Genomic DNA, 24,259 nt, shown 5'->3' with positions numbered 1-24,259 from the left:
TGCAAGGAGGTGCTAATATGCCAAATTTAAACGATAACAAATTTAAAAAGATTCAGTCTGAGAGTCAAAAGCAAGGAAAGTCTCAAGAAGAATATGCGGCTGAGCTTGACGCTAATCGTGCAAAAAGCCAAAAGAAAAAGTAAGAATAAAAAAGGATTACAATCGGCAGAGGTTCGGTTGCAATCCTTTTTATCATCCCGTTTTGTTATAGGCTGCGATCAGTTATAAATGTATAGTGAGTAGATGCTTCATACTTCTCACCAGGCTTTAATACACAAGAAGGAAAATGCTTATGATGAATAGCGTCTGGTAAACCTTGTGTTTCCAAGCAAACACCGAGATATTTCTCTGAGTGAACTCCTCTAATTTCGAATTCTTCGTCTAGATGATTTCCCGTATAGAGAACAACTGAAGGCTGATCCGTTTTGACTTCTATTTTGCGACCGCTTGCTGGATCAAATAATGACATCTGGTTTTCAGTTTCTGCTTCTAAAAGAAATGGATGATCGTATCCTTTACCAACTAATACATTTTGCGGATGTGTAGATTCCACTCCTTCCTTGAGGCTATGTCCTTCTCTAAAATCAAATGGGGTATCTGTGACACTTATCGTTTCTCCAGTAGGTAAAAGATCATCATTCAGCTCTAAGAATTCGTTACTTTTCAGCTTTAAAACATGATCTAAGACCGTTTCCTTTAGATTTCCGCTTAAATTGAAATACGTATGGTTTGTTAAATTGATAAGAGTGTCTTGATCTGTTGTTCCTTCGTAAGAGATATGAAACTCATTTTTATTAGTCAACGTATACGTAACTTTCACTTCAAGATTGCCAGGGTACCCTTCTTCTCCATCTTTACTTACATATGTAAATTCAACACCTACGTGATCACTTGCCTCGATTGTTTTTGCATGCCATATTTTGTGGCTAAACCCTTCTGAACCGCCATGCAAATGGTTATTTCCTTCATTTTTCTCTAGACGATAGGTTTCATCATTAAGCTGAAACTCCGCTCTCCCTATACGTCCTGCTACGCGTCCGACCACAGCTCCGAAATAAGGAGAATACTTTTGGTATTCTTCTATTGAATCAAATCCCAAGACAACACTTTCAATCTTCCCTTCAGAATCCGGCATTTCAATATTTGATATCACACATCCATAGTCAAGGCAGGTGATTTTAAGCCCTTCATCATTTAATAAGGTATAAGCATGTACAGCTTGATTGTTTAGTTCGCCAAATTTCTCAAAATTCACTTTCATTTTTAATCAGTCCAATCCTCTTTTTATTCGTAAATTGCTTAACGGACCCTACATGTTATACACATGGGATATGTTCTTATAGTTCCCTCTGCAATCCTTCCTGAATCTTCATTATTCTCATTTTATTGTAATCGTGTACATTTCGTAATTCAAGCTTGAATGATAAAGGCTGGCTACTGTTTGTCATTGCTATTTCTTTAGTATTCCTAAGTATTCTTCCCAAGGTCCTACATCTTCTCTGTATCGTTCTGCCATTACTCGAACAATTTGGGCAATATGCGTTAAATCGTGAGCAACCCAAGTCGAGAGCAACTCTCTGACTTTTACTTCCCCAAACTCCGGGTGTTCTCCTCTCACTTCAAGATGCTTTTCAGGCTTAATTAACAGCTTTAGTTGTTGTAAATTCTGCATTCTTATCATGTTGAATTCAAGAAGCTTTTCTTCAATAGAACTAGTAGATTCCTTGTGTAAATGAGCATAGCGATCAAATGGAGGGAAAGCTCCTCCTTTTCCTTCTTGAAGGATGAATTTTAGCCTTGGTATCCAATTGTTTTTTTCTGCTTCTATTAAATGTTCTATTACTTCCGAGGTACTCCAAGTTCCTTCTCCTTCATTACATTGCAGCCACCCTGCAGATAGACCCGACAAAAGTTTTTCAAGCGTCTTAGGCGTACGCTCAAGTATTTCGGTCGCTTCTTTTAAATTAAAATTCATGCTCATTCCCCTTTCTCAACGTAATGATGCTGAGCTGTCAGTTATGTAAAAATTCTTGCGATTCTAGTCAATTTTACCACAATTGACTTTTATTAAAGGAAGGAGCTAATCTTCTACTTACTTTAATGCTTACTAAAACAAAAACAGAACACACGTTTGGTTTTTCTCTAGAAATATGATAAAATATATACAGGCTAGAACGCAGTGAGTATCAGTCTGAATGGGTACTGCTCATTCGTAAAATAGATTGCTAGCAACTTTTTCATCTTGAGCTTTTCGTTTGAATTGGAGTGAGACAACAGTGAGTAAAAATCAAAAGCGATGGACAAAAGAAGAAGATAAATTTCTTATCCAACACTATGGCGTTATGACGCTTCAAAAGATGGGTGAGCATTTACATAGAAGCAAGGAATCGGTTAATAAACGGCTTACTCGATTAAATCTTCGAGCTTCAGATACAGCTTTACGTAAAAAGTGGACGCCAAAACAAGATGCTTTTTTACAGCAGAACATTGATATCATGAACAACCGTGAAATGGCAGACTCCTTAGACAGAAGTCCTTCTTCTATTGCTACGCGCATAAAAGTTTTGGGTTTAACTCGAAAAACTGCGATGCGAAGATGGACCGTACAAGAAGACGAATATTTGCTAAGGTATTACGGAACAAAACCCCTTTCGCGCATATCAGCGAAATTGCAGCGAAGTGTGCAGGCACTAGAATCGAGGTTAAGTCGTTTAGAGGTGTATGGAGCTAAATCGCACGTAGGACATATCACAGCGTGTGAGCTAGCAGCCTGCCTCGAAGTAGATGTTCATACAATTTACAAGTGGATTCATAAAGAGAATCTACCGTATAAAATGATCATCGCCAAGACAAGAACATTCATGGGAATTGACATTCAATCTTTTTGGAAGTGGGCTGAACAAAATAAATCGTGCCTTAACTTTTTTAAAATACCTAAAAATACACTTATTCCAGAACCAGCGTGGGTGAATGAACAAAGAAGGCTAGACTATGTAAAGCGCCCTAAATACGAGCATAAAAAGTGGACAGCAGAAGAAGATGCCAAGTTGTGGCGTATGTTTTATCAGGAAAAGCGCAATCAGCGAGAAATTGGGCAGCTGCTCGGGCGTTCGAGAAATAGCGTGCAGCGACGCTTAGAGCGTTTACGCAAAAAGAAACTAGCTAGTTAAACGATAAAAAGCTTGGAATAAGCTATGCTTACCCCAAGCTTTTTTTATTGATATGACTTTTGGTTAAGCTTTAACTGCTTTTTCCCAATCTGCTGCAAATTTTTCCATTCCTTGGTCAGTTAACGGGTGTTTTGCTAATTGCTCAATAACAGCGTATGGAATTGTGGCAATATGAGCCCCTGCAAGTGCTACGCGCGTTACATGATCCGGGTGTCTTACAGATGCGGCGATAATTTGAGAGTCGATGTTTTGAACGCGGAATAACTCCGCAATTTTAGATACTAGCTGTACTCCGTCTTCTGAAATATCGTCAAGACGTCCTAAAAATGGAGAAACATACGTCGCTCCAGCACGAGCTGCTAAAAGCGCTTGGTTTACTGTAAAGATTAGGGTTACATTTGTTTTTATGCCTTTTTTTGCAAGGTAGCGCGTCGCTTCCAAGCCAGCCAATGTCATAGGCAGCTTAATCGTAATATTTTTATCTCCGTCGTTAATTTTAATCAGTTCCTCAGCTTGAGCGATCATGTCTTCAGCAGAAAGTGCGTCAGGCGTTACCTCAGCGGAAACGGATTCAACCTCCGGTACCATTTGAAGAATTTCTTCGATGCGGTCTTCAAATCTTACGCCTTCTTTTGCTACTAAAGATGGATTGGTTGTTACACCTGCTAGAACACCAACTTTATATGCTTTCTTAATATCCTCAAGGTTTGCTGTATCAATAAAAAATTTCATCTCACTATTCCTCCTTATTGTTGTACATCAATCTGCATCTCAACTTGCGTGAACTATCGCCTAGCCAATTTGCTGCAGGGCATATAGATTTTCTATAGAAGCGTTTTCAATCTCTTTTGCAGTTAATACCTTTAGTTTTTCTAAAAATTGTATAGCGTCCACGCGGTCTTCGATGTCTTCCTCTGTACGAATATTCTCCGTTTTAATCTGATGGATACATTCGTTGATGACTTCTTTGTACGCATTTGTTTGGATAAACCATTCTGCTAACAGCGTTTTTGTTGCTTCTCTTTCTTCTTCACTTTTAACTGCAAACAAACTTTCTGTTTCCGTTTCACTCAGCATAAGGCTGCTAAAATCGTGATTCATACAAAGCCAAAAATAACCTTTTTGGCTATCGTAATACTTTCCTTCTCTTAAAAGAAAATACTTGATTCCAAATTTAATTTTATGAGATTGGTTCTCTGAACTCGGCATATGAATTTCTTTTATTTCTACGCTTTCTGGTACATCCAGATATGTTTCTAAACCGTACTTTGTATTCACTACTTTTGCATCCAATATGTCCATTCTCATTCTCCTTTTCTCAAGTTCTATTTATTTTTATAAAAAAACAGAGGTCTGATTTTATGTAATAACGAATCCAGTTTTTGTGGATGTTTTTCTTAACCAACCGACATGTTTTACTGTTTACGCTTTCATTATATATCAGATTATTCGAAAAATCATCAAAAACAATCAAATTCATTCAAAAAAAGTCATAAAATCGTAAAAAGTAGTCAAAAAAGGTCATATAACATAAAAATTACGTAGTCATAAAAGATTTTCACAATACAATTGTAAAAATTAGGGGTAAAGTAGCTAAACTCAACGATGTACTAATAAGCGTTGCACTTGAAACAAATTCTGGCTCAGTATCAAATTGCAGCGCATACATGGTTGTGTTTGCTGCTGTTGGCATAGCGGCCGTAATAATCATAATCTGTTTAACCATGTCATCAACTGGAAGAAACAAAGTAAGTAAATAAGCAACGGCAGGAGAAATGATCAGTTTAATTATAAGCGATAAAGAAACTTTGCTTTTGGCTAAATTTTTAACTGATATTTTTGCCAGCTGCATTCCGAGTACAATCATAACCGTAGGAATTGCTGCATTCGCAACTAAATCTACCGCTTCGAGGACTGATTTCCCTAAATGAATATTGGAAAATTGAAAAAAAGCTCCCAAAAAGGCGCTATATATAGCAGGCATGCGTTGAACAGCACGAATAGCTGAACGTATACCATTTCCTTCTGCACTTCCTTTTGCGGCGTAGTAGACTCCAATTGTACACATTGCCAGCTGTTGAATAACCATTAAAATGATTGCACAGTCAAGCCCTGAAACTCCAAAGATTAGTAAAACCACAGGAGTACCGTAATTCCCATTGTTCATAAAAGAAGAGGCTAATATCATTCCGCATGTCTCTCGAGTGGAATACTTCTGAATAAACGCCACAATATATACAACTATAATTAAAGTAAAACAAAGGGCAAACGTATAAAAAGCAAGATATAAATAATCCACCTGAAATTTTGTCGTATAAAACGTTCTAAAAACTAATATCGGAGACATTAAATAAAGCGCCATGGTGGATATCGTTTTTGTATCGAACCCTATTTTCTTTTGCCCAATAAAACCTAGTGTAAATATGCCGAAAATAGGTAATAGGATTGTTAAAAATTCCATTTTAATCACCTGTTTATATTCTATTCTTTAGAGAAACAATTGAAAAGCCTAGATAGTCAACTCTCTAGGCTTTTCATTCCCTAATTCATGTACGTTCCGCCATTCACATTAATAGATTCACCCGTTATAAAATCAGACATACTTGAAGCTAAAAACAAAACACTTTCCCCAACATTTTGAGGAGTTCCTAACTTATTTAACGGAATTCGCTTTGTTACTTCTTTCCTGTATTCATCTGTCCATTGATTGCTCATGTCCGTTTCTACAGGACCTGGACATACAGCATTTACAAAAATATTATGATGCGCCATTTCTAAAGCTAAATGCATCGTAAGGTAGTTAACTGCAGCTTTTGAAGCTCCGTAAGATGGCGCTGCATTTCTATGCGCTGTTTTGGCTGTTGTAGAACTTACATTGACAATTTTCCCATAGTTTCGCTCTATCATATAAGGTAAGACGGCTTTACAGAAATATAAAGTTCCATTCAAATTAACATCTAATACCTTTTTCCAATCATCCAAAGTCATTTCTAATGTTGAGCTGCGCATATTGATACCCGCATTATTTATTAAAATATCAATTTTTCCAAAACGCTCTACAGCAGCTCTTACAACCTCGGTTGCAACATTTGGATCTGCTACGTCCCCAGCTTTTACAATACATTCTCTACCTAAGTCCTCAACCTGTAAAGCTAATTCATTTAATAAAGTCTGATTCGTACCGTGTATAACTAATGAGGCACCATTTTTAGCTAAAGTTAAAGCGATAGCCTTTCCAATACCTCTACTAGCTCCTGTAATAATCGCAATCTTGTTTTCCAACAGCATACTTTATCCCTCCGAAGTATATGAAGCTATTAAGACTTTATGAATTCTTCTGACACACATACATATTTAATAGCTTGTCTAAAATACGTAAAAGCGATATGAATTTTTCCATCAGCGCTTTGTTTAATAGAAGGATATGAGTATTCTCTATTTAATTTTTCTTTTGAATTATTGGTCATTGCATAGCCATCCCCTATTTCAATATCCTTTTTATATGGCCATGTTCTACCTCCATCTTCTGAAATCGCAACTGTCATCGGTGCTCTAGGTGCTCCCCAAAATGCTTGTCTGCCTTCATCATCTTTTTCAGGCGTATCTTGATTAGCAGACAGAATATCCGTACCCTCTTCATCTTCAATTTCATCATAAAGCGACAGCCTGCGCTCCGTACAATTATCGGCGTTCATATTGTTAAAAACTAGCGCTAAATGCCCGTTATTTAATTTTGTGAATTGAATAGAAGAATTGTTATTAGGTAACTGCGTTGGAATGGGCTCGCTCCACGTTTTCCCGTAATCAGTTGAACGGCTGCTATAAATATGATCAGCCCAGCGGCTGCGGAATAATGCTAAAAGCGTACCATCATCTAATTTTTCAATATTCATATGAACACACCCTAAGCTATTAGGCACTTCATACTCTTCCCAAGACTCACCTTGATCTTTTGAGATTTTCACCGCGCTTATATCTTTATTTCCTGTCCACTTTTGTCCCGGAGGCGTAATGCAATAGAAAACAGGTAAAAGCCAATCACCGTTATCTAATACAACAATAGGCTGTCGAATAAAAGTACCTGGCTGATCAAATAAAGTCTCAATAGGTCCCCACGAATAGCCTTCATCTTCCGAAATACGATATCTTACAATCGCTGTGTCTTGATTACCGGATTTTTGTGCCGTGTACAATAACCATAATTTATTGTCTGGAGCACGAAATAAAATGGGGTTTTGCTCAGAACGAGCGGGATCATCTGAAAGTTTTACAGCTTTACTCCATTCTTTTTGGCCTTTTTTAAGTCTTGATAGATAAATGTGAATGTCGGCTATTCCCTCTTGTGTGCCGCCAAACCAAGTGCATAACAGGTCACCGTTGTCTAACACAAGTAAATTAGAAGCATGATTTTGTATACAATCAGAGGGAATATATGCCTCTACATGTTCCAATCCGTCTGGACACATTTTTAATTTTCCATCTGCTACAATAGTCGTTGATTGATTACTCATTACATATCTCTCCTTTTAACGTATTAACGTAAACTAAGCTATTTTCTACTTTGCATCTATATATTCTACAGTATTGGATTCAGTATTTTCAGACTTTTTATCTTTTCCACCGATAAATCGGTCAATTACCATCACAATAAATGGTGTAATGACAGCGACATACATATTGTCAATACCAAAAGGGTTTCCTAGCAAATACCATACAGTTGTGAAAATACCGGACATTGCTAAGCCGATAGTTGCACCTCGGTTTGAACTGAAAAATGGAAGATAAAATCCCATTGCAGCTACCACAGCAATAGATGTTCTCAATGCACGAGTGAAAAAAGATAAAGTTAATAGTTCTGGGGCTAAAACCACACCAAGTAAAGGAATGATACCAACAACTACAGAAATAATTCGAGTCATCTTCATCTGTTGTTCTGGAGATGGTTTAGCTTTTGGAACATAAAAATCGTCAACAATTAATGTTGTTGTAGCTAAAGCCACGGTTGAAACCCCAACGAAAATGGATGCTACTAAGGAAGTTGCTACAATTGCTGTTAATACTGGATTCATATGTTCTAAGAATACTGGAAACGCGTAGATAGGATCGATATTTGGATACAAATATCGTGCACATACCCCAATCACTCCGATTGCCAATGCAAGCGGCAAGCATAATAGTGCTGCATATAAACTTGATTTTTTAGCTGCTTTTGCACTTTTTGACGACGTAATGGCTTGAATAATAAATTGTGTAGAGAAAATAGCTCCCATATTCCCGATAAGCCATGCAAAAATAGTCCCTCCACCAATCGTTCCATCCCATGTAAAGTAGCTTTTTGGCAGTTCGTGCACGATAGGCTTGAACCCACCGCAAAGGTACAATGCCACTCCTACTGTGATCAAGACACCCGCATATTTCACGAATGAGTGAAGAATGGTTACCCAAGCAACCCCTTTCATTCCCCCAAATGTAAAATAAAATGTACTGACAATGGCTGTAATAATAGCACATGTCATTAATGGTAAACCTAACAAAGAAGCAATGGCCGCAGAACCACTCAAGTAGTTTCCTAGATTCACAAGTAAAAGAGCCGCTATCATAATAATTGATACAACCGTTTTTGTAGATCTTCCAAATTTCTGCTCAATTATACCGGAAATAGTATATTTCCCAGTCCCATAAAATTTATTAACCAAAAAGAATGAAAAGAGGAAAAAAGCAATTGTTACCGTAATAAGTGACCAAGAAGCCGCGATACCACCAGTAAATGATGATTCAGCAGTCCCTACTGTTGATTTCGTGCCGATAAACTCTGACATTAATAAGATTCCAACTACAAGCGCAGGCAATGTTTTGGCTGCGTTATTAAATTCCGCGCTGGATTTACTTCTTAATCTCATTGTTAACCATGTTGTAAATAGAATATATACAACAATTACTGCTAAAACAAAAACCAGGCTTGAAGGATTTAATGCTTTCATTATAGATTTCCTCCTATAATAACAACAGAATTTTGATATATGTCGATAAAACTTTCAATATTTTAGGATTTATTTTTCTCAATGCTTCTACCATTTTTTCTGTTCTAAAAAGATTCATTGGTCAGTAGTCAAACGTTTTTATGCGGACATTTATTAAGCGCTTTCATTTGTGTTCTGTGAAGAAGTAATAAAACATTACCAAATATAACTCACTGTCTTCGGAGTTCTTTGATTACAATTCATATTATTACTACTATACTCATAGTAAAAGATGTTCAAATTCCTCCGAAGACATTTTATAAAAAATTGATAACAACGCCACTTTTAAAACTTATTTAAAACCTTTTTAGGTGATAGCTCAGCAGCTGATTGAAGAGCAGCTAACATACTTCTTTCATCAGCAATTCCTTTTCCTGCGATATCAAATGCTGTACCGTGATCGACAGAAGTGCGAATAACGCCGCCGTTTAAACCAACTGTGATGTTGACACCCTCTTCTAACCCTAGGACTTTAATAGGCACATGTCCCTGATCGTGATAACAAGCGATGACAATATCGAAATCTCCGCGAACTGCACGGAAAAATAGCGTATCCGCAGGGTATGGACCTGTAACATTTATCCCTTCAGAAGCTGCAATTTGAATACCAGGAATTAGTTTTTCTTCCTCTTCTCCTTCTCCAAATAAACCGTTCTCTCCAGCGTGAGGATTAATTCCGCAAACGGCAATTCGCGGGTTTTTATACCCTGCGCGACTTAATGTTTCATGAGCAAGTTTGATAACGGTGTATGTTCGTTCCGGTGTAATAGCATCTATTGCTTTTTTTAATCCTACATGAGTAGTAAGGTGGATGACTTTTAGCTTTGGTGAAGATAACATCATGGAATAATCCTTTGTATTCGTAAGCTCTGCCAAAATTTCAGTATGGCCAGGGTAAGTGTAGCCGCCTTTATGTAACGCTTCTTTATTTAAAGGTGCCGTACAAATGGCCTGTATCTCTTGCTGTTTTGCTAATTCAATCGCTTTTTTAATAAATTTAAACGCTGCGCTCCCAGCTAATGATGAGATTTCTCCAACTGGAAGATCTTCCGGCACTAAGTCCAAATGAAGACAATCAATTACCCCATGAGTAAATTCTCCTTGATTTACCTCGTTAACGCGATGGACAGTTAACGAGGTTCGTGTCATTTTGATCGCTCTTTCTACTATCTTAGCGTCTCCTACAACAATAGGACGACAAGCTTCATAAACCGATGGATCTGCTAGTGCTTTTACAATAACTTCTGGACCTACTCCAGCTGCATCGCCCATTGTAATTCCGATAACAGGTTTCATCATATTCCTCCTTTAAAATTCACTTCCATTTTTATTGCACTGTTTAATTATTTGCTTAATCTTACAGAGGGTTCCCAAACATCTTTTTTCCCCTGCAGCTTCGACTTAGCTTTAAGCATAGCTACATCTGTACCAAAACTTCCTGCTTTCGTTACAGCAAAAATCTCTCTTTTATAATCTAACTTGCCAAGCGGTATACCAGGCTCCACTTCGTCAACCAAATGAAGTCTATGAACCTGTAATTGACTTAACACTTGTTGAGCCGTGTCTCCTCCTGTAAGAAAAAGATTAGTAATAGTACATTGATTAATTAGATCTACAGCTACTTCTCCCATGGCCATTGAAATATAGTCACTTATTTCAATAGCGCTATAGCCTTGTTTTTTACCAATCTCTTGTGTTTCTTTTACTTCTTCTGAAGAGAATAAAGCAATACTTTTTCCTGTTTTCAGAAATGTTAAAGCCCTCTCTATTACCTGATCTATTTCTTTTTGTCTGGAAACACCGTCTAAAATGATTTTTGATGGGTTCATTTCTACACTAATGGTGTCAGAGTATAGTAATAGTTGGTTCAGCTGATTTCTTCCAACTTTACTTACGCTTCCAATAACAAATAGCACAGGTTGATCATTTCTTAGAAAACTGACTTTCTTTGTGGATGGCTGTAGTCCATAAGCTTGAGGTAAATAGTTAATTAACCCGCTTGAACCGGACCATACAACAGAAAATTCCGTCTTTTTTATCGTTTCAACGAGACATTTAAGATCTGATTCATGAATTGAATCTACTGTGATGTATGAAATGTTTTGATTTTTGTATGCTTTAAGCTTTTTGAAGATAAATTCATATCCTGCATGAAGATCTTTGTACGAAAGATGGCCCACTTCCTTTTGCGCTTGGTTTTTAACCAGTCGGGCAATTAAAGAATCCTTTACGGGAGTTTTAGGATCGTTCGCTACTTCAGTTTCATCTAAACGTTTTTGATTCAGAAAATGTACGCCGTTAATCACTTGTCTTCCGGCGTTTGGAAAGGCTGGAGCGATAAAAACAAAATCAGGTTGAAATACGTCGTACACAGCATTAATTTCTTGTCCGATATTGCCTCTCATTGTGGAGTCAATTTTTTTGTAAATAACATCAAATGTTTCACCTTGAATTCTTTCACAAACGTTTTTAACTCTTTCGTAAGCCTCTTTCCCTGAAACAGCGCGGCTATCCGTATTAAATATAAAAGCTTCTTTTTTACTTAAATTACTATTGTCATTGGTTAAAACAACAGAAACATCTAACCCATAACGAACTAATTGTCCTCCGCAATCACTTGCGCCTGTTAAATCATCAGAAATAACGGATATTTTCATAGAATGTCATCACCTTTTTAAACAAGTAATTTACGGTAAATTCCTTCCATATCTTTCAAACTTACTTCTTTAGGATTATTATTTAATAATCGCGTTACTTTTGAAGCGGAAAGAGCTAGCTCTGGAACATCTTCTTCCTTTACTCCATATTCTTTTAGATTTTGTGGGATTTCTAAAACGTTTGTCCACTCTACAATACGATTTACTACTTTTTGAGCTACTTCCGTCTTTGAAAAACCCTCTATTTTAATTCCCATAGGCTCAGCTACGAGGAACAACCGATCTTCAATGGCATCCATGTTAAACTCCATCACATGAGGTAAAAGCATCGAATTAGCTACACCGTGAGGAATTTTAAATTTTCCGCCTAGCGGATATGCTAATGCATGAACCGCAGCAGTACCTGCACTTGTTAAAGCCATTCCGCCGTACATAGAACCTACAAGCATTTTTTCTCTCGCCTCGACCGAATTCCCATTTTGATAAGCTTCTATAATACTAGACGAGATGAGACGAATTGATTCTAATGCAACCATATCGCTTATTAAATTTGATTTATTTGAAATAAATGATTCTAATGAGTGAGTAAATGCATCCATCCCGGTTGCAGCTGTGATAGGTCTTGGTAAACTTAATGTTAGAACTGGATCGAGTACCACTAATTTAGGCAGTAAATACTTACTTACGATTCCAATCTTCAATTCTTCATCGGGCAGTGTAACAATCGCATTAGGCGTTACTTCCGAACCTGTTCCTGAAGTAGTTGGAATTAAGATAGTTGGTGTACCTGGGTTTTTAACTAAATCTGTACCTAATAGTTCACGGATAGATTGGTTATTTGTTTGTAAGACTGAAAGAATTTTTGTTGCATCCAGCACGCTTCCTCCACCAAATCCAATTAATACATCATACTGTTCTTTGCTAATGGCTTGAAAAACTTCTTCAATGTTTTCAACCGTTGGCTCTGGAAGAACATCAATATTCACATAGGCTGATACGCCTTTGTCAGATAACTGATGAATAAGCTTCTCGACAAAACCTAACCTTTTCATCGATGGTTGAGTAATAATTAAGGCTGACTTGACTTCTGTACCTAATAGAGAAAGGTATTCTCCTACTTTTTCAATTGAATTTGGTCCTGCGATAAGATGATTTGCTGTTTGAAATTGATAAAGCTTTTGCATCATTTTAACCTCTTTCCCTTATAGTTAGTTTATTTTAAAGTGCATTCTGTTTTTTATAGCCCGCAACCATTTCTTTTACCTTTTCAAGTCCCTCTCCTGATAGTTCAGAGACTGGCAGTTTAGGAGGGCCTACCGGAATTCCATATAGTTCTACAGCTTTTTTCAAAGCCGATGGAAGCGTACCGTATTGGAATGTGTCTCGAAGAGGCTGTAATTTTTTTTGAGCTTCTTCCGCTTCGTTATTAAATCCCTTTAACCAGCTGGTGTAAATAGATACGACAATATCAGGGACCATATTTGCAGTTGCAGCAACTGCTCCTACTCCTCCTGCTTCTAAGGTCTTTAGTATTAAAGAATCCGTTCCCGCAAACACGGAAAAGTCTTTGTCTTTTGTTACATGAATATAGTTTTTGATATTTTCGAAGCTGCCGCTGCTATCTTTAATTCCTACTATATTAGGAACGTCCGCTAGCTTGGCGACAGTATCGGGCTCTAAGCTCATTCCCGTTTTTGAAGGGATATTGTATAAAAGAACTGGTAATGATGTTTCTTCTGCTATTTGCTGAAAATGAACGATCACTTCTTCTTGAGTTGGTGTAACAAAGTAAGGAGTAATAACAGAAAGAGCATTTGCTCCAAGGTTTTCCATCTGCTTTGATAATTCAATAACTTCTTCTGTACTGTTCCCTCCCGTACCAACAATTACGGGGATTCTTCCTTTGACCTCATCAATGATCACTTGAGCAATTTTTAATTTCTCTTCTTTTGTGAAGAGATGAAATTCACCATTTGTTCCTAAAGCAAAAATGCCATGGACACCTGATTCAATAAGATGACTAGTTAATTGACGCAGTACCGGTTCGTTTATTTTCTGCTCTTTTGTTAAAGGCGTTAATAACGCTGGAATAATTCCTTTTAACTCCATATTCCTTCCTCCCTACACTATCTATTTGCATTTAGTTAATTGTTTATTTTTGCAACATTTATGTACAATTCACTTTTTTAAAAACGTTTACAATTTGAATTATATACATAAATGTTTAATTAATCAACAGTTAAAGAAAATAAAATTTAATATTTTCTGAATTGTTTAAAAATTAAACAACAAAAACCACTTTATCTTTACTAACTTATAGATAAAGTGGTTTTTAAATTTGACTCAATAGAATACATATAGGAAATTTTATTTTAGTTTCCGCCACAGAGTGGTTCGATTTATACCTAACCTTTCAGCTGTCTTTGTTTGATTCATACCCTCTTCTAACCATATTCTTTTTATGATTTTTCGTTCGATTTCTTCTAACGTTCCGTTTAAATCAATTTCCTGATTGTCACTTGTAACGCGAATGGTACTTATTACTTTCTTTAGATCATGAAGCTCTAAAAAAGCCCCTTCAGCTAATAGTACACTCTCTTTAATAATCTGTTTTAGCTGCTTTATATTACCAGTCCATTCAAAATTCTTTAAGTTTTCGTTTGCATCGCTACGTATCCCTACGATTTGCTTGCCGAATTTTATATTGTATTCTCCGATAAAGAAAAGAGCTAAGCTTTCGATATCTTCTTTTCTTTCTGTTAATGAAGGAAGATCCAAGGTTAAACTAGCTAATAAATAATACAACTCTTGATCAAAACGCTGTGTTTCAGTTAAGTATTCGATACTTTTACGCGATAAAGTTATAAAACGGCACGTAGTTGAATTCTTTTTTAAATAACTCGCTAATTGTTTTTGAGTATCCAATTCTAAAAAATCTATATTGTTTAAAATAACGCTTCCATGCGGATTATGGGCTAATAAATCATCATAGGAACTTTTGTCTAGAAGGCGCGCCCACTGTGCTTTTGAGAGAACTTCACAATCTATAATAAGCAGTGGATATTCACGTCTTTCACTATTAACATGAATAAGCTTTGCTAGTCGTTCTTTTCCAGTTCCTTCTTCACCGCTAATCCATACAGGTTCTTCCGTATTAGCATAAATAGTTGCAGCTTTTAAAACACCTTGCATTCTCTCATTTTTTGTGACGATAGTAGTAAGGTTACTTGCAGAGCTTGCTTCGTTTTGTAAAGACACAATTGAGATTCCATCTATACCTTGATTTTCATTGGACTTATATTGATTAATGCGAAACATAATCAATTTTGAATGTGAGGTTTCCAGAGGATATCCTTTTACTGTCCAAAAGTCATCATCCCTACTAAAGACTGTTTCAAAAGAACCTGTGTTACATACAGTCTTTACAGCCTCTTCTACATTGAGGTTTTGTTTAAAGCTGTCAATAAAATTCTTATTAAAATAAGGATTAGAAAAAATAGCTTGAGACGTTGAATTGTATACAACAATTCCTTCCATTTCATGTTGAATAATATCATAAGACATCAAGTAATTTTTTTTGAAAGACGAAAGAAATCCATATATTTTCTTTGCATTTTGAAAAGATTTTAAAACACTTTCTTTTCCAGAAGTCAGCAATATACCATTGAGTCCAAGCTTTTCAGCTATTTTTACCGTAATGGCATCTCCAATAATATTTGTATATCCATCTTGCTGTAATTGAACTAAAATAGGCTCGATTTCTTTCTCGCTTTTGACTTTGTATGCAGACATATTGATATCTAGTATTTCACAAATTGTAGAAGCTCCTTCTGAAATAGGAGAGAACCCAACAATTGCTTTTTTTCCTGGGTAACCCTTAGCAAGCGTCAGCACGCGAAGCATATCGTAACCAGAAACTTCAATTTCAACAACCGGGATAGTCAACTCTCTTTGGATGAGTTCCGCCGTTCCTCCTCGACTGATGATGATATCTATGCCATTATGTATTGCATCTTTAGCAAGAGTCAGGCCTTCTTCTAAATCACCTATCTCTACTTGCAACTCGAATTCTTCTTTTTCTCCTAGGGTAATCATTAGCTCTTTTAAACCGTTATAAGGAGCGATAGCCAGTACTTCCATTCAATCACCTTCTGTTGCATTTTTAAACACATCTATAATATATCAAAAAATTGTTTTGATGCAAAATGAATCAACTCACAAATATTTTAAAAAAAGCTTTATATCGATTAAATATAGGCAAGGCTTGAAAACACGGACAAAGGTTACCTGCTAAATGACCTCTTCTTTTATTAGTACAAACTTCTCTATATTGAAAATATATCCACTCATTTCACCGTTTTTTCACTTTAACATGATATCCTGTAGTATAATTTTGTTTCACGTGCTAATTCCCATGAATTTTTGCTATTTAAGGTTATTCGTTTTTATTAGTGGGAAAGTTACATAAATACAACACGTTATAGGGGGACTTTAACATGGATAAAAGAATTGAAACATTAAAAGAAAAACTGCCTGATAATCATAAGGAGGTTGCTGTTCTGACCTCTCATATTTTTGATGCGCTTGATAAATTAACAACTGAACATCGCAGATATGTTGATATTTCGGCAGCAGCCAAAATAAAGCCGAATCCGGATGAAGAGAAAGCTTTTTTTGATACCATCTATGAAGTAAAAACACTCATTATGTCAGAGCTCGAAAAAACCGTTGAAGATATCGAGCACAAAGGGGATAAAAACTGGCATAAGAACTATAAAGACGGAATCGAGTGATAGACAAATAAGACGTTTAAAAGCCTGTGCTTTTTGGAGCACAGGCTTTTTTCCATGAGATTCTCTACATTCTACTGGGTCGATTGGATAGCTCATGGAATTCAATCATTGAAGGTTTAATACCGTTACTTTTTCACGAGTCATCGATTCAATACTTTTACGAATACCTTGAGCGCCCATACCGGATCCTTTTACGCCGATAAAAGGAAAATGATCAGGGCCGCGTTCTGTGCGGCCGTTGATTTGAACGGAACCGACTTCCATTTTATTTGCAATTGAGAAGGCTTTATTAATATCTTTTGTGAAAACGCTTGCTTGTAAGCCGAATTCTGATTCGTTTGCGATGTCAATGGCTTCTTGGTCAGAAGCGACGCGGATAATTGGTAACACAGGACCAAATGGTTCTTCCCATGCTACGCGCATAGTATCATTCACGTCATCTAAAAGAGTAGGATAGATAAGGTTGCCTTCACGCTTGTTCCCAGTCACAACTTCTGCACCTTTTCCGAGCGCGTCTGCAATTAAAATTTGAATAAAGTCCGCTGCCTTACTATCAATTAATGGAACGATTGTGCATCCATCTTCAGGAGAACCAACTGATAGTTTATGTACTTCTTCTTTTAGGATGTCGACCAGCTCGTTTGCCACTTTTTCATGTACAAGTACACGTTTAATAGCTGTACAGCGCTGACCCGAATAAGAAAATGCTCCGCTTATAATATGTTTTGCTGCTTCCTGTAAATCTGCATCTTCACATACAATACCCGGGTCTTTTCCTCCAAGTTCTAGTACAAGAGGAATCATGCCTGCCTTTTTAGCTAACTGAGTACCCGTATTTGTTCCTCCGGTAAACGAAATCATGTTAATGCCTTTATGTTCAACCAAGTAATCACCAATTACAGATCCGCGACCCGTTACGACGTTTACAAGTCCTTGTGGAATACCTGCTTGATCAAGAGCTTCAATCATCTTAATACCGCTGATCGCTCCTTGCGTTGCGGGTTTGAAGATAACTGCATTTCCTGAAATAAGCGCAGGCGCAAGCTTAGCAGCTGACAAATTTACCGGATAATTAAATGGAGGAATCGCAAGTACCACGCCTAAAGGCACGCGTTCAACAATGGCAACTTTAGACTTAGAACCTCCAGGAAAACTATCTCCTTTCATGCTTTCTCCATTCATATGAAGGGCTTCTTCAACTGTATAGCGAATAAAATCAGCTGTGCGCACGACTTCATTCCTTGCATCTTTTAAGCTTTTTCCAACTTCTCTCATAATAATTTCGGCAATTTCACTCTGCATTTTTACCAGCTCATCTGCCCACTTATATAAATATTTGGCACGGTCTTGCAGAGAAGTTTCCGCCCACTCCTTCTGAGCTTTCTGTGCGGCATGTACCGCTTCATCGACTTCTTCTTTTGTGATAGCCTGCACTTTTCCAATCACATCATGACGGTATGGAGAAACAATATCGATCGTCTGCCCTGATTTGCTTTCTTTCCACTCACCGTTAAGATAAAAAGAATAAGTTGATACATTTAAAACCGTTGTTGTCATAAAAAGTCCCCCTTAATAAAAGTGAAATTTATTATCAAAATTTTCAGTCTTTTTTACGAATGAAAACTATGTGAATATTTGAGCAAAAAGAATTCTACTTGTATTCATTTCTATAACTTTTATATTTCGTGTAACTCCCTAATCTTATACTGCTTACTTGTTGCCTTTAAAGCAGCAGCTTCTTTCTTTTTAACTTAAAACAAACCCTCGTATAATTTAATGAATATTTCGTATTTTTAATATATATAAATTTCTTTCATTCGTACAATATAAATAAGTTATCTTAATGATTAATAATTTTAATGATTCATGCCCCGAATACGAAGAAATCTTTATGGTTTCCTACTTTTTTAAGTGAAATGTCTGTTTTAAGCTCCCTTGATTGTATTTACTTTGGATGGATATTCAGGCGATGCATACACTCTTTTTATTCTATGTGTTGAGAAAATAAAATAAGGGTATAAAATAAATATAGGAAAATGAAGATGAAAGTAGAATATATATTCTAAAGGGAGGGATTTATTGTGATTGTTACTTTAGGTTTTGTGGCATCAATTATTGCGTTGTTTATGCTTTTTACTAACCGGACGTCCAATATCCCGGAAGAAATAATCCATGAAACAACAAATGCCAATAAAGAAGAGCAGTATATGTATTATATATAAAGCGTCTTAACAGACGCTTTTTTGTTGCGCTTTTTACAAAGTCTATAGCGGTTAGAAACGGCCCTCACCTATCATTTATCTTTATTTGTCAGTGCCCGATACCCATAAATAGTTAAACAGAAACCAATAAATGAAAAAAAGATATGTTTTGGTTTAAAGTTGACTAACTTAAATAAGTCCAATCTTATGTTAACATGCCTAAATGTAATCTGATTATGCCTATATCCAAAAAACAGGGTAAGCTCTGTTACTCCGTCAGTTATTTACAACCGGTGGAACAATCATAATTAAGACAGAGCGCAGCTTCCAGCAAAACGTTTAAGAGTCAATTCTTTTTAAATGAAAATATCTGAATTCAAAATACGACAGACTTCGACACTATCTATTTGTTACTATATTTTTTAGGTTCTATTTTTAGATTTGAACCGTTTTTACATAAAAAATTCAATAATTTAAACCTTTAAAATGACGTGGCAAGTGGAGGAAACTTAATGTGTTTCAAATGTAGGCTACTGCTGATAAAGATAGAATTTATACGAAAAATGATGATGATGATTGCCCTAGAAGAAGGGTTTACAAGTAGTAATACGATTAAAATCAGTCAGGATCTAGATGTATTGTTAAATCGGTTTGAAGCTACTTGTTAAGAAATGCTGGTTGATAACAGAAAAAGGATCTTTCGATAAGATCCTTTTTTACTGTTGATCGACAATTATTTGTTTCAAAAAAATGAAGGCAGATGTTATTTAGTAGTACATCTTGATCGTTCGTTCATATTTTATTTAATCATTCTGTGCCTCAAAAAAATCCCACATCATTTTTGAAGCATTAGGACCTTTTGAATCAGTATCTGATCCATTGTCATTTCCACCTGACCATGCATGCCCCATATCCTCTACCATAATTTTTTTCATCCAGATTTTATTTTCTGCATCTACGTAGTCATAAGTTATGTAACTATAATGATTTTCGTTTTCCCTTGAAGTGTAAGAAGCAGCATTTTCATGTAGGTCGATACCGAAATGCTTATATGTATAAATCCACTGCTGAATTAATGTAGACGCATTAATTGGATTAACTGTTGTATCTGATTGGCCATGAAACGTAATGATGGGAACAGGCCGTGCGTAAGGTCCCATTTTCTTATAAGCTTCATCACCGTCAAATTCAGGATTTAGAGATCCATATAGCATAACTTCTCCGGCTGTTATGAGGTCTACAGCATACGCATTACTGCCTGCTGAATGAATGCCTACCGCTTTAAATATATCAGGATAAGCAATAGCCATCACATTCGCCATAAAGCCTCCAGCTGACATGCCAGCAAGGTAGATATTAGTAGAATCAATCGCATATTTAGTGGTTATGTGATCAATCATATCTTTTATTATGTCTGGCTCTCCATTACCGCGAAACTGGTTATACTCATAAAACCAATTCCAGCACCCGTTGGAATTAGCAAAGTAATTCATTTGGGGATAGAGAACAATAAAACCTTTTTCTTCCGCTAGCTTATTCATTTCCGTACCCGCAGCAAAATCATCTGCGTCTTGTTGACATCCATGAAGCATAACGATTAATGGTACTTTACTTAACCCAGTATATGTACTTGGAACATATACCTTGTAGGTAAAGTAATCATCATAATTATACTCTTTCCAAATAGGGCGAAAGAACGCACTCTGTAATTCTATTAAAAAAGTTGAAGCGCTTAAAACTGGATTCATAAAAAAGGAACATAAAGTATTCACGGAGTTTACCCTCTCTCTATTTCTGATGTATATACTCTCTATTTCGTTATATCACAAAATAATCCTTTTATTATGTATCTTATCTTTCATATATGTCTTTCATTATTTTTCTCTTCACTCTTTAGTGGTACAAATTCATAGAGTAAGTTATGCTCTGCGTTGGGTAACAACTTTAGGTGATTTAGTATGTTTAATACAAGTATACGCGTGGAATATTAGACAAAGATAATGAACTTCATTTCGAATGCATCCCGCTGCTAATCAGTGGGATAAATTTGTGATAAAAGGAGACATACACATGAAATATACAGTCATCACCGGAGCAAGTTCAGGAATTGGATATGAAACGGCTCTCGCGTTTGCAAAGCGTGGCAAAAACCTTATCTTAGCTGCTCGCCGAGAAGATAAATTAGAAGAGTTAAAAACTGAAATTACAAGTAACCATCAGAACGTCGACGTTGTTATTAAATCTGTTGATTTATCAACTGCAGAAAACGCGCATGAGTTTTATAAGTCGTTGCAAGGTTATGAACTAGAAACGTTTATTAACAACGCAGGCTTTGGAGATTTTAGTTTGATTGCAGATCAAGATTTAAATAAAGTGGAGAAAATGCTTCATTTAAATATCGAGGCATTAACCATTCTTTCATCTTTATTTGTAAAAGATTATGAAAACGTTGAAGGCACACAGCTTATCAATATTTCTTCAAGAGCAGGCTATAACGTAGTAGCTACTTCCATTACGTATTCCGCCACAAAATTTTATGTAAGTGCATTTACAGAAGGCATAGCTCAGGAACTAAAAACAAAAGGAGCTAAAATGCAGGCAAAAGTATTAGCCCCTGCTGCTACGGAAACAGAATTTGCTCAGCGCTCGTTTGGTACAGACAGCTTTGAGTATAAGGGGAAAGTTGCTAAGTATCACACGTCAAAAGAAATGGCTGAATTTCTGTTAGCCCTCTACGATAGCGATAAAACAGTGGGTCTTATCGAAGAAGGCACGCGTGAGTTTAGCTTAAAAGACCCTATCTTTCCTTATTCTGAACCAACTACAAAATAAATATCTTTTAAGTGTATAAAAAAGGACTGGCTTTTTATAGCCAGTCCTTTTTATGTTATCGAACGATTATTTGTTTAAGCAAAATTAAAAACTCACATTATTTGGCGGGATGTTGTCGTCTTTGTCATCTGTTTTCAACTCGGACTCTATGTATGAATCTTTAGAGGATTCTCCCATACGCCAATAAACAAGAAAGCTGATGGCAATACACCCTGCTACATAGAAGAAGAAAATTGATTCATGGCCAATACTTTTTAGCCATAGGGCGATAAATTCTGCTGTCCCTCCAAATATGGCAACTGTAAGTCCGTACGGTAATCCTACACCAAGAGCTCGAATTTCCGTTGGAAAAAGCTCAGCTTTTACAATAGCGTTAATAGATGTATAGCCTGTTACAATGATAAGTCCAACTGTCATTAATAGAAAGGCCATGACTGGGTTATGTGCTTGTTTCATAAAAAGAAACAGCGGTACAGTCAGCAATGTTCCCAAAATACCAAAGCTCATTAACAGAGGTCTGCGTCCAATTTTATCAGATAGCATCCCTGCTATTGGCTGAATGACAACAAATACAAGCAGCGCACAGAAGTTAATCCAGCTTACGACCCCTTTATCCAGCCCTACACTGTTTACCATAAATTTTTGTAGATACGTTGTATACGTATAAAATGCAACCGTTCCTCCTAATGTTAAACCAATAACGGTCAACACTGCTTTAGGGTGCTTCATGAGTGCTTTAATAGTCCCTGCATTTTCACGGCTTTCAGAGTCCATTTTAGAAAATTGCTCTGACTCATCCATCGTACGTCGCAGCCATAAAACGCTTAGCGCGCCGATGGCTCCAATAACAAAAGGAATACGCCAGCCCCATGAAATCATATCTGCTTCACTAAGAACGTTTTGCAGAATAATTTGAACACCTAATGCTACCAGCTGACCAGCAACAAGCGTTACATACTGAAAGCTTGAATAAAATCCTCTTCGCCCGCTGCTCGCCATTTCAGAAAGATAAGTTGCAGACGTTCCGTATTCTCCCCCTAAGGAGATTCCTTGAAGCAAACGTGCGAGTACTAGAATAATAGGAGATAATAACCCTATTGTGCCATAGCTAGGGGTACAAGCGATAATCAAAGAACCGCTCGCCATGATGGTAATAGATAAGGTAAGCGCAGCACGGCGACCATATCGATCGGCATAGCGTCCCATTAGCAAACTACCGATTGGACGCATTAAGAAACCAACAGCGAAGATTGCGGCTGTGTTAAGCAGCTGACTTGTTGGATCGCCTTCTGGGAAAAATTGCGATGAAAAATAGACGGCAAAAGCAGAGTAAACGTACCAATCGTACCATTCAATTAAATTTCCAACAGATCCTTTAAAAATATTACTTGTAACACGCCTGTTGTTTGCAGCTTCACTAGTATGAGCCATAATTAATCCCTCTTTTCTTTAAGTAGTGTTTTCTTCTGTACAACTTTATAGATAAAGATTTAGTTTATTTTATAATGCCTTTTTCTTCATAATACTTTTTTGCACCCGGGTGCAGTGGTAAAGGAAGTTGTTCTACCGCTTTTGCTAACGTTATTTTTTCAGCAGAGCTATTTGTTTGCTCAAGCTCTTCTATGTTTTCAAACAAAGCTTTTGTCAGTTCATATACTTTTTTTTGCGGCATATCTTTATTAGTAATCAAAAGGTTTTTAACCATGACTGTTTTTGTTTCTGTGTTGACATCCTTATATGTATCAGCCGGAATCATCCCACTCCCTAGTGGCGGGTATGATTTTTTTAATTTTTCTGTCACTTCTTCAGGCACTGAAATCAGTTCAATTTCGTTCGTTGAGGCTAACTCTGTAATTCCTGAGTTAGGATATCCAGAAGAAAGAAAAGCTGCATCTGCGGTTCCATTTTTAATTCCTTCAATCCCTTCAGAAAAAGGTAGAAACCGTGCATGAAAATTCTGAGTGCTGATGTCCATGCTGTTTAGAATTCTCATAGCCAATACCTCTGTACCACTGCCAAGCGCTCCTACTACCACGTTTTTCCCTTTTAAATCTTGAAGCGTATGAATTCTAGCCGACTTCAGAGCTACAATTTGCATATAGTTTGGATATAAAGAAGCTACTGCTCTTACATTGGATAAATCTTTCTTATTAATTACGGCTTTTTCTTTTCCCCGAGAACTTGCCAGCATATCTGCCATCGAAAAGCCGAGCTCGGCTTTTTTTTGCGCAATTTTACTAATATTTTCTACAGAAGCGTCCGTTGTCTCTACGCTGGCTTGGATTCCTAGCTTTTCTCCATAAACTCTGGCTAGAGCATTGCCTAACTGAAAGTAAACACCTGTTGGTCCTCCTGTTACAATAGTAAGCGGTTTGTCGTCAAACCCTTCACTAGCCTTTGCGTTAGAGTCAGTGCTGTTTTCTTTTTCCTTATGAATAGTTAGTAAATCTCTATTTAAGACGGCTATGATAAATAGTAAACAGAAAACGAGCGCCACCCCTATATATCTCTTCATTTATTCACCTCTATTTTCTTTGATGTGGGCGCTTACAATAATATGTTGCAATTTTCGTGCCAACAAAAAAA

At 36.7% G+C, this 24,259-nt stretch carries 23 protein-coding genes; 6 read left to right on the top strand and 17 right to left on the bottom strand.

Going from position 1 to position 24,259, the window contains the following annotated elements; translation table 11 throughout:
• Positions 1–17 precede the first annotated feature (17 nt).
• Entirely contained in the window at positions 18–143 is a 126-nt protein-coding gene (locus CEQ83_RS27575; RefSeq protein WP_013056562.1) for a hypothetical protein, read from the top strand.
• 62 nt (positions 144–205) lie between these two features.
• On the opposite strand, the gene CEQ83_RS09135 is transcribed toward CEQ83_RS27575, so the two are convergent.
• Both CEQ83_RS09135 and CEQ83_RS09130 read right to left on the bottom strand, forming a co-directional pair.
• Complete coding sequence (locus CEQ83_RS09135; protein ID WP_155017191.1) at positions 206–1,261, bottom strand: aldose epimerase family protein; 1,056 nt, start codon at positions 1,259–1,261, stop codon at positions 206–208.
• Between the two features lie 189 nt (positions 1,262–1,450).
• Positions 1,451–1,975 (bottom strand): DinB family protein, encoded by a 525-nt coding sequence (locus CEQ83_RS09130; protein ID WP_028413738.1) that lies wholly within the window; start codon positions 1,973–1,975, stop codon positions 1,451–1,453.
• A 301-nt stretch (positions 1,976–2,276) separates the two neighbouring features.
• On the opposite strand from CEQ83_RS09130, the gene CEQ83_RS09125 reads away from it, so the two are divergent.
• Entirely contained in the window at positions 2,277–3,170 is an 894-nt protein-coding gene (locus CEQ83_RS09125; protein ID WP_098626740.1) for a sigma-70 RNA polymerase sigma factor region 4 domain-containing protein, read from the top strand.
• 63 nt (positions 3,171–3,233) lie between these two features.
• Here the strand turns inward: CEQ83_RS09125 and fsa are convergent, their stop codons facing one another.
• The 11 genes from fsa to CEQ83_RS09070 all read right to left on the bottom strand — a co-directional run bounded on the left by fsa (position 3,234) and on the right by CEQ83_RS09070 (position 15,987).
• Entirely contained in the window at positions 3,234–3,902 is a 669-nt protein-coding gene (gene fsa / locus CEQ83_RS09120) for a fructose-6-phosphate aldolase (RefSeq protein ID WP_154991449.1), read from the bottom strand.
• Between the two features lie 60 nt (positions 3,903–3,962).
• Positions 3,963–4,472, bottom strand: coding sequence for a hypothetical protein (locus CEQ83_RS09115; protein WP_033578705.1), 510 nt, complete (start codon positions 4,470–4,472; stop codon positions 3,963–3,965).
• A 256-nt stretch (positions 4,473–4,728) separates the two neighbouring features.
• The gene (locus CEQ83_RS09110) at positions 4,729–5,631 is read right to left on the bottom strand and encodes an AEC family transporter (protein ID WP_049164078.1); all 903 of its coding nucleotides are present in this window, start codon (positions 5,629–5,631) and stop codon (positions 4,729–4,731) included.
• 80 nt (positions 5,632–5,711) lie between these two features.
• Positions 5,712–6,458 carry an SDR family NAD(P)-dependent oxidoreductase gene (locus tag CEQ83_RS09105; protein ID WP_033578703.1) on the bottom strand — a complete coding sequence of 249 codons (747 nt, stop codon included), beginning with the start codon at positions 6,456–6,458 and terminating at the stop codon, positions 5,712–5,714.
• A 29-nt stretch (positions 6,459–6,487) separates the two neighbouring features.
• Positions 6,488–7,681 (bottom strand): sialidase family protein, encoded by a 1,194-nt coding sequence (locus tag CEQ83_RS09100; protein WP_033578702.1) that lies wholly within the window; start codon positions 7,679–7,681, stop codon positions 6,488–6,490.
• Between the two features lie 45 nt (positions 7,682–7,726).
• On the bottom strand, positions 7,727–9,151 hold the full coding sequence (locus tag CEQ83_RS09095) for a sodium:solute symporter family protein (RefSeq protein WP_033578701.1): 1,425 nt from the start codon (positions 9,149–9,151) through the stop codon (positions 7,727–7,729).
• Between the two features lie 324 nt (positions 9,152–9,475).
• Positions 9,476–10,489: a 4-hydroxythreonine-4-phosphate dehydrogenase PdxA gene (gene pdxA, locus CEQ83_RS09090; protein ID WP_033578700.1), complete on the bottom strand. Its 1,014-nt coding sequence runs from the start codon at positions 10,487–10,489 to the stop codon at positions 9,476–9,478.
• A 44-nt stretch (positions 10,490–10,533) separates the two neighbouring features.
• On the bottom strand, positions 10,534–11,847 hold the full coding sequence (locus CEQ83_RS09085) for a four-carbon acid sugar kinase family protein (RefSeq protein ID WP_033578699.1): 1,314 nt from the start codon (positions 11,845–11,847) through the stop codon (positions 10,534–10,536).
• Between the two features lie 17 nt (positions 11,848–11,864).
• A complete protein-coding gene (locus tag CEQ83_RS09080; RefSeq protein WP_033578698.1) occupies positions 11,865–13,031 on the bottom strand; it encodes an iron-containing alcohol dehydrogenase in 1,167 nt (388 codons plus the stop codon).
• A gap of 34 nt (positions 13,032–13,065) precedes the next feature.
• Positions 13,066–13,956 (bottom strand): 4-hydroxy-tetrahydrodipicolinate synthase, encoded by an 891-nt coding sequence (gene dapA / locus CEQ83_RS09075; RefSeq protein ID WP_033578697.1) that lies wholly within the window; start codon positions 13,954–13,956, stop codon positions 13,066–13,068.
• Positions 13,957–14,214: 258 nt separating this feature from the next.
• The gene (locus tag CEQ83_RS09070) at positions 14,215–15,987 is read right to left on the bottom strand and encodes a PrpR N-terminal domain-containing protein (RefSeq protein WP_049164073.1); all 1,773 of its coding nucleotides are present in this window, start codon (positions 15,985–15,987) and stop codon (positions 14,215–14,217) included.
• A 356-nt stretch (positions 15,988–16,343) separates the two neighbouring features.
• Between CEQ83_RS09070 and CEQ83_RS09065 the strand changes: the two genes are divergently transcribed.
• Positions 16,344–16,640 carry a hypothetical protein gene (locus tag CEQ83_RS09065; protein ID WP_028413740.1) on the top strand — a complete coding sequence of 99 codons (297 nt, stop codon included), beginning with the start codon at positions 16,344–16,346 and terminating at the stop codon, positions 16,638–16,640.
• 105 nt (positions 16,641–16,745) lie between these two features.
• Here CEQ83_RS09065 and CEQ83_RS09060 read toward each other — a convergent pair whose 3' ends face one another.
• Positions 16,746–18,197 carry an NADP-dependent glyceraldehyde-3-phosphate dehydrogenase gene (locus CEQ83_RS09060; RefSeq protein ID WP_049164067.1) on the bottom strand — a complete coding sequence of 484 codons (1,452 nt, stop codon included), beginning with the start codon at positions 18,195–18,197 and terminating at the stop codon, positions 16,746–16,748.
• 524 nt (positions 18,198–18,721) lie between these two features.
• On the opposite strand from CEQ83_RS09060, the gene CEQ83_RS27005 reads away from it, so the two are divergent.
• Together CEQ83_RS27005 and CEQ83_RS09055 are read left to right on the top strand one after the other, a co-directional pair.
• Positions 18,722–18,862 carry a hypothetical protein gene (locus CEQ83_RS27005; RefSeq protein WP_165573386.1) on the top strand — a complete coding sequence of 47 codons (141 nt, stop codon included), beginning with the start codon at positions 18,722–18,724 and terminating at the stop codon, positions 18,860–18,862.
• A gap of 491 nt (positions 18,863–19,353) precedes the next feature.
• Positions 19,354–19,509 carry an aspartyl-phosphate phosphatase Spo0E family protein gene (locus CEQ83_RS09055; RefSeq protein WP_016763750.1) on the top strand — a complete coding sequence of 52 codons (156 nt, stop codon included), beginning with the start codon at positions 19,354–19,356 and terminating at the stop codon, positions 19,507–19,509.
• 135 nt (positions 19,510–19,644) lie between these two features.
• Here the strand turns inward: CEQ83_RS09055 and CEQ83_RS09050 are convergent, their stop codons facing one another.
• Positions 19,645–20,613: an extracellular catalytic domain type 1 short-chain-length polyhydroxyalkanoate depolymerase gene (locus CEQ83_RS09050; RefSeq protein WP_049164062.1), complete on the bottom strand. Its 969-nt coding sequence runs from the start codon at positions 20,611–20,613 to the stop codon at positions 19,645–19,647.
• A 298-nt stretch (positions 20,614–20,911) separates the two neighbouring features.
• Here CEQ83_RS09050 and CEQ83_RS09045 point away from each other — a divergent pair, with 298 nt between their 5' ends.
• On the top strand, positions 20,912–21,673 hold the full coding sequence (locus CEQ83_RS09045; protein WP_049164060.1) for an SDR family NAD(P)-dependent oxidoreductase: 762 nt from the start codon (positions 20,912–20,914) through the stop codon (positions 21,671–21,673).
• 84 nt (positions 21,674–21,757) lie between these two features.
• Here CEQ83_RS09045 and CEQ83_RS09040 read toward each other — a convergent pair whose 3' ends face one another.
• Both CEQ83_RS09040 and CEQ83_RS09035 read right to left on the bottom strand, forming a co-directional pair.
• Complete coding sequence (locus CEQ83_RS09040; protein WP_049164058.1) at positions 21,758–23,104, bottom strand: MFS transporter; 1,347 nt, start codon at positions 23,102–23,104, stop codon at positions 21,758–21,760.
• A gap of 64 nt (positions 23,105–23,168) precedes the next feature.
• A complete protein-coding gene (locus CEQ83_RS09035; protein ID WP_080974249.1) occupies positions 23,169–24,188 on the bottom strand; it encodes a TAXI family TRAP transporter solute-binding subunit in 1,020 nt (339 codons plus the stop codon).
• Positions 24,189–24,259 lie beyond the last annotated feature (71 nt).

Origin of the sequence: Priestia megaterium (assembly GCF_009497655.1) — a bacterium.
Lineage (GTDB): Bacteria > Bacillota > Bacilli > Bacillales > Bacillaceae_H > Priestia > Priestia zanthoxyli.
This window is presented reverse-complemented; position numbering and strand designations above follow the sequence as displayed.

Coding starts and splice junctions, on each gene's coding strand:
- CEQ83_RS27575 (WP_013056562.1), top strand. CDS start 18: ATGCCAAATTTAAACGATAACAAATTTAAAAAGATTCAGTCTGAGAGT.
- dapA (WP_033578697.1), bottom strand. CDS start 13,956: ATGGAGTTAAAAGGAATTATTCCAGCGTTATTAACGCCTTTAACAAAA.
- fsa (WP_154991449.1), bottom strand. CDS start 3,902: ATGAAATTTTTTATTGATACAGCAAACCTTGAGGATATTAAGAAAGCA.
- CEQ83_RS09035 (WP_080974249.1), bottom strand. CDS start 24,188: ATGAAGAGATATATAGGGGTGGCGCTCGTTTTCTGTTTACTATTTATC.
- CEQ83_RS09115 (WP_033578705.1), bottom strand. CDS start 4,472: ATGGACATATTGGATGCAAAAGTAGTGAATACAAAGTACGGTTTAGAA.
- CEQ83_RS09110 (WP_049164078.1), bottom strand. CDS start 5,631: ATGGAATTTTTAACAATCCTATTACCTATTTTCGGCATATTTACACTA.
- CEQ83_RS09045 (WP_049164060.1), top strand. CDS start 20,912: ATGAAATATACAGTCATCACCGGAGCAAGTTCAGGAATTGGATATGAA.
- CEQ83_RS09070 (WP_049164073.1), bottom strand. CDS start 15,987: ATGGAAGTACTGGCTATCGCTCCTTATAACGGTTTAAAAGAGCTAATG.
- CEQ83_RS09085 (WP_033578699.1), bottom strand. CDS start 11,847: ATGAAAATATCCGTTATTTCTGATGATTTAACAGGCGCAAGTGATTGC.
- CEQ83_RS09065 (WP_028413740.1), top strand. CDS start 16,344: ATGGATAAAAGAATTGAAACATTAAAAGAAAAACTGCCTGATAATCAT.
- CEQ83_RS09055 (WP_016763750.1), top strand. CDS start 19,354: ATGTGTTTCAAATGTAGGCTACTGCTGATAAAGATAGAATTTATACGA.
- CEQ83_RS09135 (WP_155017191.1), bottom strand. CDS start 1,261: ATGAAAGTGAATTTTGAGAAATTTGGCGAACTAAACAATCAAGCTGTA.
- CEQ83_RS09060 (WP_049164067.1), bottom strand. CDS start 18,197: ATGACAACAACGGTTTTAAATGTATCAACTTATTCTTTTTATCTTAAC.
- pdxA (WP_033578700.1), bottom strand. CDS start 10,489: ATGATGAAACCTGTTATCGGAATTACAATGGGCGATGCAGCTGGAGTA.
- CEQ83_RS09100 (WP_033578702.1), bottom strand. CDS start 7,681: ATGAGTAATCAATCAACGACTATTGTAGCAGATGGAAAATTAAAAATG.
- CEQ83_RS09105 (WP_033578703.1), bottom strand. CDS start 6,458: ATGCTGTTGGAAAACAAGATTGCGATTATTACAGGAGCTAGTAGAGGT.
- CEQ83_RS09040 (WP_049164058.1), bottom strand. CDS start 23,104: ATGGCTCATACTAGTGAAGCTGCAAACAACAGGCGTGTTACAAGTAAT.
- CEQ83_RS09130 (WP_028413738.1), bottom strand. CDS start 1,975: ATGAATTTTAATTTAAAAGAAGCGACCGAAATACTTGAGCGTACGCCT.
- CEQ83_RS09095 (WP_033578701.1), bottom strand. CDS start 9,151: ATGAAAGCATTAAATCCTTCAAGCCTGGTTTTTGTTTTAGCAGTAATT.
- CEQ83_RS09080 (WP_033578698.1), bottom strand. CDS start 13,031: ATGCAAAAGCTTTATCAATTTCAAACAGCAAATCATCTTATCGCAGGA.